The 12,434-nt window shown below is 75.1% G+C and carries 11 protein-coding genes; 3 read left to right on the top strand and 8 right to left on the bottom strand.

The annotated features are described in order from the left end of the window. The first annotated feature begins 62 nt into the window (after positions 1–62). Positions 63–707 carry a TetR family transcriptional regulator gene (locus ACFQ8Y_RS19890; RefSeq protein WP_430564812.1) on the top strand — a complete coding sequence of 215 codons (645 nt, stop codon included), beginning with the start codon at positions 63–65 and terminating at the stop codon, positions 705–707. An 84-nt stretch (positions 708–791) separates the two neighbouring features. Here ACFQ8Y_RS19890 and ACFQ8Y_RS19885 read toward each other — a convergent pair whose 3' ends face one another. The 4 genes from ACFQ8Y_RS19885 to ACFQ8Y_RS19870 form a co-directional block, all read right to left on the bottom strand. Beyond that, a complete protein-coding gene (locus ACFQ8Y_RS19885) occupies positions 792–3,839 on the bottom strand; it encodes an FAD-binding and (Fe-S)-binding domain-containing protein (protein ID WP_430548558.1) in 3,048 nt (1,015 codons plus the stop codon). A gap of 132 nt (positions 3,840–3,971) precedes the next feature. Next, complete coding sequence (locus ACFQ8Y_RS19880) at positions 3,972–5,027, bottom strand: TetR/AcrR family transcriptional regulator (RefSeq protein ID WP_430586518.1); 1,056 nt, start codon at positions 5,025–5,027, stop codon at positions 3,972–3,974. 87 nt (positions 5,028–5,114) lie between these two features. Continuing rightward, entirely contained in the window at positions 5,115–5,936 is an 822-nt protein-coding gene (locus ACFQ8Y_RS19875; protein WP_430548556.1) for an ABC transporter permease, read from the bottom strand. After that, positions 5,933–6,925 (bottom strand): ATP-binding cassette domain-containing protein, encoded by a 993-nt coding sequence (locus ACFQ8Y_RS19870; RefSeq protein ID WP_430548555.1) that lies wholly within the window; start codon positions 6,923–6,925, stop codon positions 5,933–5,935. The genes ACFQ8Y_RS19875 and ACFQ8Y_RS19870 overlap by 4 nt, the downstream gene beginning before the upstream one ends. A 139-nt stretch (positions 6,926–7,064) precedes the next feature. Between ACFQ8Y_RS19870 and ACFQ8Y_RS19865 the strand changes: the two genes are divergently transcribed. Continuing rightward, on the top strand, positions 7,065–8,126 hold the full coding sequence (locus tag ACFQ8Y_RS19865) for an NAD-dependent epimerase/dehydratase family protein (protein ID WP_430586517.1): 1,062 nt from the start codon (positions 7,065–7,067) through the stop codon (positions 8,124–8,126). Here the strand turns inward: ACFQ8Y_RS19865 and ACFQ8Y_RS19860 are convergent. Then, the gene (locus ACFQ8Y_RS19860; RefSeq protein ID WP_430586516.1) at positions 8,106–8,651 is read right to left on the bottom strand and encodes a MarR family winged helix-turn-helix transcriptional regulator; all 546 of its coding nucleotides are present in this window, start codon (positions 8,649–8,651) and stop codon (positions 8,106–8,108) included. The genes ACFQ8Y_RS19865 and ACFQ8Y_RS19860 overlap by 21 nt on opposite strands. Before the next feature lie 139 nt (positions 8,652–8,790). Here ACFQ8Y_RS19860 and ACFQ8Y_RS19855 point away from each other — a divergent pair, with 139 nt between their 5' ends. Then, positions 8,791–9,423 (top strand): FMN-dependent NADH-azoreductase, encoded by a 633-nt coding sequence (locus ACFQ8Y_RS19855; protein WP_430586515.1) that lies wholly within the window; start codon positions 8,791–8,793, stop codon positions 9,421–9,423. A gap of 194 nt (positions 9,424–9,617) precedes the next feature. Here the strand turns inward: ACFQ8Y_RS19855 and ACFQ8Y_RS19850 are convergent, their stop codons facing one another. From ACFQ8Y_RS19850 to ACFQ8Y_RS19840, 3 genes are all read right to left on the bottom strand, one after another. Then, a complete protein-coding gene (locus tag ACFQ8Y_RS19850; protein ID WP_430548551.1) occupies positions 9,618–10,061 on the bottom strand; it encodes an OsmC family peroxiredoxin in 444 nt (147 codons plus the stop codon). A gap of 131 nt (positions 10,062–10,192) precedes the next feature. Beyond that, positions 10,193–11,683, bottom strand: coding sequence for a hypothetical protein (locus ACFQ8Y_RS19845; RefSeq protein ID WP_430586514.1), 1,491 nt, complete (start codon positions 11,681–11,683; stop codon positions 10,193–10,195). Between the two features lie 61 nt (positions 11,684–11,744). After that, the gene (locus ACFQ8Y_RS19840) at positions 11,745–12,368 is read right to left on the bottom strand and encodes an RNA polymerase sigma factor (RefSeq protein ID WP_430586513.1); all 624 of its coding nucleotides are present in this window, start codon (positions 12,366–12,368) and stop codon (positions 11,745–11,747) included. Between the last annotated feature and the right edge of the window lie 66 nt (positions 12,369–12,434).

Here is a 12,434-nt window from a genome sequence, read left to right as displayed (position 1 = left end):
TGCGATCAACAACTCTACGACCGGTGTTGACTGGCGGTCAATAGCGTCGTACAACTGTGGCCATGACCTCTTCCGCCCCGCGCCCCCGCACGCGCCACGAGCCGTCGGACCGGCGCCGCCAGCTCCTCGAGGCGGCCGTCGCCGAGGCGGAGGCGGCGGGGCTGGACGTGCTGACGCCCGCGACCGCCGCCGCCCGCGCAGGGGCGTCCAAGGCGCTCGTCTTCCACTACTTCGGGTCCACGACGGCGTTGCGCCGCACGGTCGCGCTCGAGGCGGTGTCCGACCTGGAGCAGACGCTGCTGGCACCCGACGATCGTCCCCTCGCCGACCGTCCGGCGCACGCGATGACGCTGTTCCTGGGCTCGGTTACCGCGCACCGGCGCGTCTGGGAGGACATCTGGCGGGGCGCGCTGGCCGGCGACGACGCCACCGAGGACGCGCTGCAGCGCGTCCGCACCGCGCTCGTCGAGCGCATGACGACCACGGCCGGCGTCATCGGATTCACGCCCAGCAACCGGCTCCAGCTCCTGGCCCGCGGCTGGGTGGCCCTGGTCGAGAACGTCACCGCCGCGTGGCTGGGCGGCAGCGGCATCGCGCGCGACGAGCTCGAGCGGCTGCTGCTCGAGTCGCTCGTCGTCCTCGTGCCGGAGCTCCCCGAGCCCGCGCGCGCCGGCGTCCTCGCGATCGTCCGCCGCTCCGCGAGGTAGTCCCGAATCTGCCGAGGTAGTTCGAAGCTCGGTGAGGTAGTCGGCTACCTCACGAGATCTCGAACTACCTCGGCAGATTCGGGACTACCTCGCGGGGTCGAGCCGCTCGGCGATGACCTCCACCAGCGCCTTGCCCTGCGTGCCCTCGAGCTGGACGGCCTGCGTGCGGCAGGAGAAGCCGTCGGCGACGAACTCGGTGCCCTCGGCGCGCTCGCGCAGCGCGGGCAGCAGCGCGTTCTCGGCGACGGCGACGGACACGTCGTAGTGGCCCTTCTGCATGCCGAAGTTGCCGGCCAGCCCGCAGCACCCGGCGAGGACCTTGATGTCCGCGCCCGCGGCGCGCAGCAGCGCCTCGTCGGCGTCGAAACCCATCACCGAGTGCTGGTGGCAGTGCGGCTGCACGACCGCGGTGAGGTCGGACAGGTCGGGCATCTCCCAGCCGGCCCCGGCGGCCGGCGCGGTCTCCGGCGACGTGAGCAGCTCCGCCAGGGTGCGCGTGGCGTCGGCGACGGCCTGGGCGCGCGGGTCGTCGGGGAACAGGTCCAGCAGGTCCGAGCGCAGCACGGCGGTGCACGAGGGCTCCAGCCCGAGGATCGGGATGCCGTTCACCGCGTACGGCCCGAGCACGGACAGCAGCGACGACAGCCGACGGCGGGCGCCGTCGAGCTGACCGGTCGAGATCCAGGTCAGGCCGCAGCACGCCTGCTGGTCGGGTACGACGACGTCGTACCCGGCCGCGGTCAGCACCTTCACCGCGGCCTGCGGCACGGACGGCGCGAGCGCGTCGCTGAACGAGTCCGCCCAGAGCACGACCTTCGGGCGCGCGCCCGAAGGACGGTCGTGCGGGGTCTTGCCGGCGCCCAGCCCGGGCACTCCGTGCGACGCCCAGCCCCGGCTCCACCAGGTCCGGAACGGGATCTCCGCGAACTGCGGCACCTGCCGTCGCGTGTCCATGCCGCCCGCCCACAGCACCGCCTTGGCGATCCACGGCACGCCGAGCACCTTGTTGACGAACCGCGGCATCCCGCCCGCGAGCCGCGCCCAGCGGGGCAGCCAGCCGAGGGCGTAGTGGTCGACGGGGCGCAGCTTCCCCTTGTAGGTACGGTGCAGCACCTCGGACTTGTACTGCGCCATGTCGACGCCCGCCGGGCAGTCGGACGAGCACGCCTTGCAGCTCAGGCAGAGGTCCAGGGACTCGCGCACCTCCGGCGCGGTGAGCCCGCCCACGAGGGTGCCGTTGACGGCCTCCTGCAGCACGCGCGCCCGCCCGCGGGTCACGTCCTTCTCGTCCTTCGTGGCCTGATAGCTGGGGCACATGAACCCGCCCGAGGCGTGGTTGTCGGCCCGGCACTTGCCCACGCCGACGCAGCGGTGCACGGCGGTCGTGAGGTCGCCGTGATCGTGCGCGAACGAGAAGCCGGTGTGGCCCGCCCGCTTCGCGATGCCGTGCAGCGGACCCGAGCCCGCCATCCCCCGGTCCCCCACGGGCAGCGTCGAGAGCACTTGCTTCGCCGCGGGCCGGCGCAGGTCGGCGTCGACGGCCGCGGGCCGCACGACGACGCCCGGGTTGAGCAGGTCGTCGGGGTCGAACAGGGCCTTGAACCGCTCCATGAGCCGGATCGCCTCCGGCGTGTACATCAGCGGCAGCAGCTCGGAGCGGGCGCGGCCGTCGCCGTGCTCCCCCGACAGCGAGCCCCCGTGGTACGCCACCAGCCGCGCGGCGTCGGTCATGAACGTGCGCAGCACCGACCCCGACGTCTCCAGGGGGATGTCGATGCGCAGGTGCACGCAGCCGTCGCCGAAGTGCCCGTAGGGCAGCCCGTCGACGCCGTAGCGCTCCATGAGGTCCTCGAGGTCGCGCAGGTACGCGCCCAGCCGCTCGGGCGGGACGGCGGAGTCCTCCCAGCCCGGCCACGCCTGCTCGCCCGCGGGCGTGCGGCCCGCGAGCCCCGCGCCGTCGGCGCGGATCTGCCACATCTTGGTGGCGTCCGGCCCGGCGGGCAGCACCAGCGAGGACAGGGCCGACGACGACGTCACGACAGCCTCCGCCCGGGCGCTCGCCTCGTCCTGGCTCGCGCCGCCGACCTCGATCATCAGCCAGCCCGCGCCCTCGGGCAGGGCCGGCACGGAGGCCTCGCCCTTCGCCTTGCGCACGACGTCGACCAGGCGCGCGTCGAGCCCCTCGATCGCGAGCGGCTTGTGGCCGAGCAGGTGCGGGACGTCGTCGGCCGCCGCCGGCATGTCCGGGTAGCCGAGCACGACGAGCGTCGGCGCCGACGGCACGGGCACCATCCGCAGCGTGGCGCCGAGCACCGTCACCAGCGTGCCCTCGGTGCCCACCAGCGCCTTGGCGAGGTCGGAGCCGTTCTCCGGCAGCAGGTGCTCCAGCGAGTAGCCCGACACCTGGCGCCCGAACCGGCCGAACTGCGTGCGGATCAGCGCGAGGTTCTCGCGCACCAGCTCCGCCAGGCCCGGCACGGCGGCGAACGTCGCGTCGCCCCGGCCCGCGGTGAAGCGGCGCCCGCGCCCGTCGACGACGTCGAGCTCCACCACGTTGTCGGCCGTGCGGCCGTAGGCCACGGCGTGCGGGCCGCACGCGTTGTTGCCGATCATCCCGCCGAGCGTCGCGCGGTTCTGCGTGGACGGGTCCGGGCCGAACCGCAGGCCGTGGGCGGCGCCCGCGCGCTGCAGGCTCGACATCACGGTGCCGGGCTCGACGACGGCGGTCCCCGCCTCCGGGTCGACCGAGACCACCTGGTTCAGGTGCCGGGAGAAGTCGAGCACCGCGCCCGTGCCGACCGCGTTGCCGGCCACGGAGGTGCCGGCGCCCCGTGCCGTCACGGGAATCTTCAGCTCGCGCAGCACCTCCAGGCCGCGGACCACGTCGCGCGAGCTGCGCGGGAAGGCCACGACGTCGGGCACGACGCGGTAGTTCGAGGCGTCGGTGGAGTACTCCGCGCGCCGCCGGGTGGAGGAGTCGACGTCGCCCGCGATCACCGTCCGCAGCGCGGAGACGACGGCCGCGCGGGCCTCGTCGGCCGCGCGCCTGGCCGCGCTCTCCGCCTCGTCACGGGTGGGCGCGAGGTCCACGTCACCGTCCGGGGTCGGGGTCGTCGGTGTCTGGGCTGGCACGCGCCGATTCTGCCATTCGTCCCCCGGGGGCGCCGCCGCGTCCACGGCACGGCACCCGATCGGTCCCGCCTTCGAGCAGGCGGTCCGTCGCGGGAACCGACGTCTTCCCGCGACGGACCGCTTGCTCGAAGGTCAGCCGCGGTCGGCCTTCTCCTGCGCGGCCCGCACGGCCTCGGCCTCCGCCTTGCGCGCCTCGCGCAGCGCCTTCTCCCGCTCGCGCACCTTCTTCTGCTCCTCGCGGAGCCGGCGCTCGACGTCCTTGCGTTTCGCCGCCGCCTTCTTGACCTTGGGGTCGGAGGCGTAGCGCTGCGCGACGGCGAGTGCCTCGGCGACGCCCTCGTCCTGCGGGACGCTGCCGGGCGGGGTCTCCGGGTCGGGCCCGCCGGCCGCCGCCCGCGCGGCCACGTACGCCGCGACGCCGTCGAGGGTGCGCTCGAGCCCCCATCCGACGTCCTCCTCGTCGTCGAACGTGCTCGTCCCGTACGCGGCGTAGGAGCCGCGCTCGACGATGGGGCGCAGGTACGGGAACCGGACCTCGTCGACGAGGGCGCGCAGCGTGTCCGCGAGCTCGGGGCCCACGGCCGCGGCCGCGTCGGTGCCGGCCGTGTTGGCCTGCCGGAGGTCGCGGTCGAGCAGCGCTGCGTTCCGGGTGAAGCCGTTGAGCAGCAGGATGGTCGCGATCTTGTCGCCGTCGTCGAGCGGCGTCGAGCGCAGCGCGCGCAGGCCGGCGTCGAGGGCGCGCAGGCTCGCCGGGGTGATCGGCGCGCCGGTGACGGGGACGTCGAGGACCCAGGAGTGCCGGCGGAACAGCTCGAAGGTGAACAGGGCCCACTCGCGCAGCTCGGCCCGCCAGTCCGCCGGCTCGTGCGGCGGCGGAAACTCCAGGTCGAGCACGACCTCCTGCATGAGCAGCAGCAGGTCGTCCTTGCTGGTGACGTACCGGTACAGCGACATCGTGGTGAAGCCGAGGCTCTTGGCCACCCGCGCCATGGAGACGCCGGCGAGGCCCTCCGCATCGGCGATCTCGACGGCGGCCTCGACGATGCGCTCGATGCTCAGCTCGCGGCGGGGCACGCGCTCCGGCCGCTCGGCCACGCCCCAGGCCAGCGCGAGACGCGGCGGCAGGTCAGGCAGCTCCGCACCCGGCAGGGCCGACTCGGGCAGGTCCGTCTCCGGCGTGTCCGTCATGCGCTCATCATCCATGAACCTCCTCGCGACCGAGCCTGTCGGGACCGCACCGGGGCCTCGACAGGCTCGACCGACGACGACCGCTGGTCAGCGGGCGGTCCGACGGCGGTACAGGACGCCGCCGACGACGACGCTCGCGACCAGGAAGCCCACCAGCCACACGCACGCCGTGACGATCGTGCCGGCGTCGGGCGCCCCGGCGAGGAGGCCGCGCACCGACTCGATGATCGGGGTGAACGGCTGGTGCTCGGCGAAGCCGTGCAGCCAGTCCGGCATGGTGTCGACCGGCACGAAGCCCGAGCTGAGGTACGGCACGAAGAGGAAGATCATGCTCACGGACATGGACGCCTCGACGCTCAGGACCAGCCCGAACACGACGCAGAGCCAGGTGAACGTGACGACGGCGAGCACCGTGAACCCCACGAAGCCGAGCCACTGGCCGAGGTCGGCGTCGGGCCGGAACCCGTACGCGAGCGACACCAGCAGCACCACGACCACGGACGCGAGGTTGCGCACGACGCTCGCGATGACGTGCCCCCACAGCGCCGACGAGGAAAAGATGGGCAGCGTCTTGAAGCGGTCGATCGTGCCCGTGGTCATGTCCTGGGCGACGCCCGTGGCGGCCGTGGCCGAGTTCATGCCCAGGCACATGACGAGCACGCCGGGCACGACGTAGTCGATGTACTCGCCCCCGGTGCCGCCGGAGATGGCGCCGCCGAAGACGATCACGAACGCCGACATGATGAGCACGGGCAGCGCGAACGCGGTGATGAGCCCGTCGACCGAGCGCAGGGAGCGGCGCGCCTCGCGCCGGGTCATGGTGGCGACGTCGCGCAGGGGCGCGTGCACGGACGCCGGACGGACCGCGCCGTGCGCGGTGCGCGCGGGCGGGGCCAGGGTGGTGGTCATCGCAGGGCCTCCTCGGGGGCGGTCTGGTCGGTGGTGCGGGTCGTGCGGTCGGTGGCGGCGCTGCCGGTGAGCGCCAGGAAGACGTCGTCGAGGGTGGGCTTGACCACGCTCACGCCCGCGACGGCGAGGCCTCGGGACTCGGCCCGGTCGAGGACGTCGCGGATGGCCCGGACGGGCTCGGCGCTCGGGAACGTGAGCGCGAGCGCCCTGAGGTCCTCCTCCGCGGCGTCGAGGCCGGCGACGCCGAGCTCGCGCGCGGTGGCGAGGCTCGCGGCGTCGTCGAACGTCACGCGCACGTGGTCCCCCGCGACGAGGGCCTTGAGCTCCTCGGCCGTGCCGCGCGCGGCGATGGTGCCCTCGGCGAGGACGGCGATCGTGTCGGCCAGCCGGTCGGCCTCCTCGAGGTACTGGGTGGTGAGGAGGATGGTGGTGCCGTCGTCCGCGAGCCCGCGCACGACCTCCCACAGCTGGGAGCGCGACGCCGGGTCGAGGCCGGTGGTGGGCTCGTCGAGCACGAGCACCGCCGGGTCGGCGACGAGGCTGATCGCCAGGTCGAGCCGACGGCGCATGCCGCCCGAGTAGGTGCCGACCCGGCGACGGGCCGCTGCGGTCAGGTCGAAGCGCTCCAGGAGCTCGTGGGCGCGACGCCGCACGACGCGCTTCGGCAGGTGCGCGAGGTCGGCCATCATGACGAGGTTCTCCTCGCCCGTCTGGAACTCGTCGACGCTCGCGTACTGGCCGGTCAGCGCGATGCTGCGCCGCACCGCGGCGGGCTGCTTCACGACGTCGGCGCCCGCGATGGTCGCCGTGCCCCCGTCCGGCTGCACCAGCGTGGTGAGGATGTTGACGGTGGTCGTCTTGCCCGCGCCGTTCGGTCCGAGCAGCGCGAAGATCTCGCCGCGTCGGACGGTGAGGTCGACGCCGCGCAGGACGGCGGTGCGTCCGTAGGACTTGCGCAGCCCCCGCACCGCGATCATCGGGTCGTTCATGGCCGTTCCTCTCCGGTCGGTCTGTGTATGACGTACACGAGCGTACGGCATACACACGGTGTTGGCCATACACCCCGTGTGGGCGGTACACGCGAGCGCTGCACGCGCGCCGCGACGCCGCCGCGGCTACGGTCGGACCGTGCGCGTCGTCGTCGTGGGAGCAAGCGGGAACGTCGGGACCGCCGTGCTGGGCGCCCTGGCCCGCGAACCCGCCGTGACCTCGGTCGTCGGCGTCGCCCGGCGGGTGCCCCGTGCCGACGGCAGCAGCACGGTCGCCTACCCGCACTCCGCCGCCGAGTGGGTCCGCGTCGACCTCACCGACACCGCCGACGCCGTCGTGCGCGGCCTCGACCAGGCCTTCCTCGGCGCCGACGCCGTCGTCCACCTCGCCTGGGCGCCGCCGTCCGCCCGCGACTCCGGGCAGGCCCGGCGCCTCAACCTCGACGGCTCGCGGGCCGTCGCCGACGCCGTCGTGCGCGGCGGCGTCCCGCACCTCGTGTTCGGCTCGACCTCCGGCGTCTACTCCCCCGGCCCGGACGACGGCGGCCTCGTGCGCGAGGACTGGCCGCGGCGCGGCGTACGCACGTCGTCCTACTCCGTGCAGAAGGCCGCCGTCGAGCGGATGCTCGACGACGTCGCCGCGCGGCACCCGCGGCTGGTCGTGACGCGGGTGCGGCCCGCGCTCATGCTGCAGCGCGAGGCGGGCGCCGAGCTCGGGCGCTACTTCCTGGGGCCGCTCGGCACCCGCGCGCTGCGGCTCGCCGCCAAGCGCGCCCCCGAGGGAGCGCTGCTGCCCGCGGTGCCCGCGCTCGCAGGCCTGCGCCTGCAGGTGATGCACGTCGACGACGCCGCCGACGCGTACCGCGCCGTCGTCGTCGGCCGCCACCCCGGGGCGTTCAACCTCGCCCCCGAGGGCTGGCTCACGTCGGCCGACCTCGCCGACACGCTCTCGGCGGGCCGCAGCGTCGAGGTCTCGCCCGACGTCGCGCGGACCGGGCTGTCGGTCGCCTCCCGGCTGCGCCTCGCCCCCATCGACGTGGGCTGGTTCGACATGGCCCGTGCCGACGTCGTCCTGGACGCGACGCGCGCCCGCGAGCTGCTGCGCTGGGAACCCACCCACGACCCGCGCGACGTGCTGCGCGAGACCGTCGAGGGCGTCATCGCCGGCACGGGCGCCGGCTCACCGCCCCTGCTCGGCTGACTCCGCGGGCAGCGGCCCGCAGCCGATGCCGCGGGCGCGCTCGGCGCACGCCAGCGCCGGGTCGATCGTGCGCACGACGACGTCGGCGGCCGCGCCGAGCGCCGCGAGCTGGTCCTCGCCGAGGGCGTCCACCACGAGGCGGCGCACCTCCCGGACGTGCCCCGGGGCGGCCGCCTCGAGCTTGCGCCAGCCCGCCTCCGTGAGCCGCGCCTCCATCCGCCGCCGCCCGTCCGAGCACGCGGTGCGCTCGACCAGGCCGGAACGCTCGAGGCGACCCACGGCGTGCGACAGGCGCGACAGCGAGCCGCGGGACAGTGCCGCGAGGTCGGACATGCCGAGGGTGCGGTCAGGAGCCTCCCCGAGGGCGGAGAGCACGTGGTACTCGAAGAGGTTGAGCCCCGCGTCGGCGCGCAGCTGCGCGTCGAGCGTGGCGGGCAGGGTCATGAGGAGCGCGGCTACCGACGACCAGCTCCGCTGCTGGTCCTCGTCGAGCCACACCGGGGCGTCGGTCGGTGCGGACGGCATACTCCATCCTAGGCCGACTTGAACGATCAACACCGTCGCGGGTACGTTCGTGTTGAACGTTCAAGACGACGTCCTCCCGGACGCCCTCTCCCGCCCGTCGCCCGCCCGCCGGCGACCCCCGCACCGGAGGAACCACCTCATGACGCTTCTTCGCCTCGACGCCAGCATCCAGGGCGACCTGTCCGCGAGCTCGGCCCTCGCCGACGCCGTGGTCGCCGAGGTCACGGCCGCCCGCCCCGGCACCGCCGTCGTCTCCCGGCACCTGGGCCAGGACCCGCTGCCCGCGGACGCCTGGGCCCAGGCCACCTCGGGCGGGTTCGTCGCGGAGGCCGAGCGCACCCCGCAGCAGCGTGCCGCCCTCGACCTCGCCGCGGCCCTGGCCGACGAGGTCCGCGCCGCCGACGCCCTCGTCCTCGCCCTGCCGCTGTACAACTACGGCGTCTCGCAGCACGCGAAGACCTGGATCGACCTCGTCACGACCGGCGCGGGCGCGGGCGTGCCCGTGCTCGAGGGCAAGCCCACCGTGCTCGTCACCACCCGCGGCGGTTCCTACGGCGAGGGCAGCCCCCGCGCCGGCTGGGACCACAACACCGACTACCTGCGGCGCATCCTCGCCGACCTCTGGCAGGCCGACCTCACCGTCGTCGAGCGCGAGTTCACGCTGGTGGGCGTCAACCCCGCCCTCGACCAGTTCACCGACCTCGCCGCCGTGATGGCCAAGCAGGCCGAGGAGGACGCCGTCGCGGCCGGCAAGGCCCTCGCCGCCCGCTGACGCCGAGGTAGTCCCGATCCCCGCGAGGGAGTTCCCCTCCACGCGAGGTAGTACGAAACTCCGCGAGGTAGTTCGAAGCACCGCGAGGTAGTTCGAAGCACCGCGAGGTAGTACGACAGACGGCGAGGTAGTCCGCGCACGGACTACCTCGCCGTCGTGCGGACTACCTCGCCGTCGTGCGGACTACCTCGCGGTCAGCCCTCGAAGGTCACGTCCAGCGTGATCTCGCCGACGCCCGCCAGCGCCTTGGAGACCGGGCAGCCGGCCTTCGCGGCCTCGGCGGCGGCGCGGTACGCGTCCGCGTCGATCCCGGCGGCGGAGCCGACGACGGTCAGCGCGATCTTCGAGATCTCGAGACCGCCGCCCGCGGCCGGGGTCAGGGTGACGTCGGCGGTCACGTCGGTCTTGCCCGGCGTGCCGCCGGCGTTCGCCACCTCGAGCGAGAACGCCATCGCGTAGCACGACGAGTGCGCGGCCGCGATGAGCTCCTCCGGGCTGGTGACACCCTCCGCGGCGTCCGCCGTCCGGCGGGGGAACGAGACGTCGAACGTCCCGACGCCCGAGCTGGCGAGCTCGACCCGGCCGGAGCCCTGCTGGATGTCGCCGTTCCAGGCGGTGCGTGCGGTGCGGGTGGACATAGGAGTTCTCCTTCGTGCTCCGGGACAGGTCACGACGACCGTAACCCGCACCCGCGCTCCGCGTCAGGGACCGCCCGCGTGGTGGCCGTCACGTCCGGGGCGGCGCCGTCGGGCGCGGCGCTCGACAGCGCTCAACGGGGCGCCGAGAAGTCCATCGCGTCGTCGGCGACGGCGACGACGGACCACGCGTTGCCGTCGGCGTCGGACAGCTCGTACGCGGGGACGAGGACGACGGACCCGTCGTCCTGCGTCTGCTGCGCCAGGCCGAGCCTGGCGTCGGTGATCTCGACGTCGGACACCGGCCAGTCGACCGGGTCGCCGGCCGCGGGGGGAGCCGGGGGCGCGGACGGCTCGGTCCCGTCCTCCTCGGTCTCGGCCCACATGGCCTCCTCGTCGGCGAGCACGACCGGCCAGGCGGAGCCGGAGAACCGCGGGTCGCCGAGCCGCTCCACCGCCTCGGCCGGGCTGATCACGGGGTACTCGCCGAGGTCGGCCGTCGTGGCGAGGAAGCCGTCGAGCCAGGCGATGCCCTCCTCCCCGACGGTCGCGCTCCACTGCGCCCCGGTGCGCGTGCCGTCCACCACCTGGGAGGCGGTGACCCACCGGCCGGGGTCGCCGTCGGTCTTCTCGCCCACCTCGATCTCGAACGCGTCGGGGTCGACGCCGAGGCTCCGCATGGCGTCGGTGAGTGCGTCGCGCGCCTCCCGGTCCCCGACGGACGACGTCGCCGGCTCGTCGCACGCGGGCTCGGTGTCCTCCCCGTCGTCTCCTCCGTCGCTGCGCGCGACGGCGTCCTCGCACCGCCACGGGTCGGCGCCGGGGTCGTTGTAGCCGAACGTCGCGCTACCGTCGGCGGACAGCCAGACGTGCGGTCCGCTGCCGTCCTGGGGGCCCACGGACCAGCCGTACTCCCACCGTGGCTTCCCCTCGACACCGAGCGCCTCCGCGAGCCGGGCGGCCCCCTCACGGGTGGCGACGTCCGTCGCGTCGAGGGCGTAGGCCGACGCCGTGCCGCCCGCGGTGGACAGGCCGTCGCCGTGGAACAGCGCGCGACCGGACGAGTACCAGCTCGGCAGGGTGGCATCACCCGCCGCGGCCGACGACGCCGCGCCGGACGCGCCGTCCCCCGCCGAGTCCTCCGCGGCACCCATCGCCGCTCCGCCGGCCGCGGCGTCGTCGCCGGCCGACCCGGCGCCCCGGCCGCCGCCGTTCAGCACGACCGGGGCGTCGGCGGCCTCGGAGGCGCCGGGCGCGGCAGCGCCGCCGAGGGCGTACCCGCCCACGCCCACGGCCGCGAGCACCACGACGCCCGCGGCGGCCAGCCACGGCGTGCGGCGCCACCCACGGCGGGCGGCGAGCTCGTCGCCGTCGCGCTCCCCGTCGTCGGCGCCCCCCGCCCCCTCGGCCACGGTCGCGTCACCGTCCGCGGCCAGCCGGGTGTCGACCTTCGCCCGCAGCCCCGCACCCGCCGGCTCGACCCCTGCGGCCGGGTCCGCCGCCCGCAGGCGCGCGAACGCCACGTCGTCACGGTCGTCACGGTCGTCGCGCGGCACGTCCGGAGCCGCGGACTCCCCCTGGGGTACGTCACCGCGCGTCTCGTCCCGGCCCTCGTCCCGGCTCATCCTGTCCTCCCGGCCCCACGGCCCGCCGGTCCGGCGGGCGTCTCGCACCCCGTCTGTGTCGTCATCGCGCGCCGGCTTGCGCCGCGGCGTCGCCCTCGGCCGCACCGTCGCCGTCCTGGGTCTCGCCGTCCTGGGTCTCGGCGTCCCACGCGGCGCGCAGCCGCGCCCGGGCGCGGGACAGCGCGGCGTCGGCTCCCCCGCGCGAGACGCCGAGCACCTGCGCCAGCCCGTCGCCCCCGACGCCGTCCCACGCGACGAGGAGGAGCACCTGCCGGTCGCGCGGCGAGAGGCGGGCGAGGACCGCACGCACGCGGTCGTCGTCGACGGCGAGCGCCGCCGGGTCGACGTCGTCGGGCACCTCGGGCACGACGGCGACGGGCGTCGGCCGGGCCTTACGGCGGTGGTTGGCCAGCACGAAGCCGGCGGTGCGGTAGAGCCACGGGAGCTCCGCGCCGCGCGGCACGTCCGCCCGACGACGCCAGGCGGTGGCCAGCACGTCCGCGGCCAGGTCCTCCGCGTCCGCGCCGCCCGCGGGCAGGCGCCGCACGAGGTAGCGGTGCACCGCGCCCGCGTGCGCGGCGAAGAGGGCGTCGAACCACGCCGTGTCGTCGCCGTCGTCGCGGTCGCGGCGGTCGTCGCGGTCGTCGTCGCCGTCGTCGACACGCGCCGTCTCGTCCGGGTCCACCGGGCCTCCTGCGGTCCTGGGCGCGCGAGGGCGCGCGCCACCCCTCGACGCGACTGTGTCGCCGTA

It is taken from the genome of Isoptericola sp. NPDC056605 (genome assembly GCF_042792795.1).
Lineage (GTDB): Bacteria > Actinomycetota > Actinomycetes > Actinomycetales > Cellulomonadaceae > Isoptericola.
Note: the sequence above shows the minus strand (reverse complement) of the source record. Positions and strands in the feature narration are given on the sequence as shown.

Excerpts from the sequence above, each read along its gene's own strand:
- ACFQ8Y_RS19890 (WP_430564812.1), top strand. The coding sequence starts at position 63 with ATGACCTCTTCCGCCCCGCGCCCCCGCACGCGCCACGAGCCGTCGGAC.
- ACFQ8Y_RS19880 (WP_430586518.1), bottom strand. The coding sequence starts at position 5,027 with ATGACGGACACGCCGGAGACGGACCTGCCCGAGTCGGCCCTGCCGGGT.
- ACFQ8Y_RS19875 (WP_430548556.1), bottom strand. The coding sequence starts at position 5,936 with ATGACCACCACCCTGGCCCCGCCCGCGCGCACCGCGCACGGCGCGGTC.
- ACFQ8Y_RS19870 (WP_430548555.1), bottom strand. The coding sequence starts at position 6,925 with ATGAACGACCCGATGATCGCGGTGCGGGGGCTGCGCAAGTCCTACGGA.
- ACFQ8Y_RS19860 (WP_430586516.1), bottom strand. The coding sequence starts at position 8,651 with ATGCCGTCCGCACCGACCGACGCCCCGGTGTGGCTCGACGAGGACCAG.
- ACFQ8Y_RS19855 (WP_430586515.1), top strand. The coding sequence starts at position 8,791 with ATGACGCTTCTTCGCCTCGACGCCAGCATCCAGGGCGACCTGTCCGCG.
- ACFQ8Y_RS19850 (WP_430548551.1), bottom strand. The coding sequence starts at position 10,061 with ATGTCCACCCGCACCGCACGCACCGCCTGGAACGGCGACATCCAGCAG.
- ACFQ8Y_RS19845 (WP_430586514.1), bottom strand. The coding sequence starts at position 11,683 with ATGAGCCGGGACGAGGGCCGGGACGAGACGCGCGGTGACGTACCCCAG.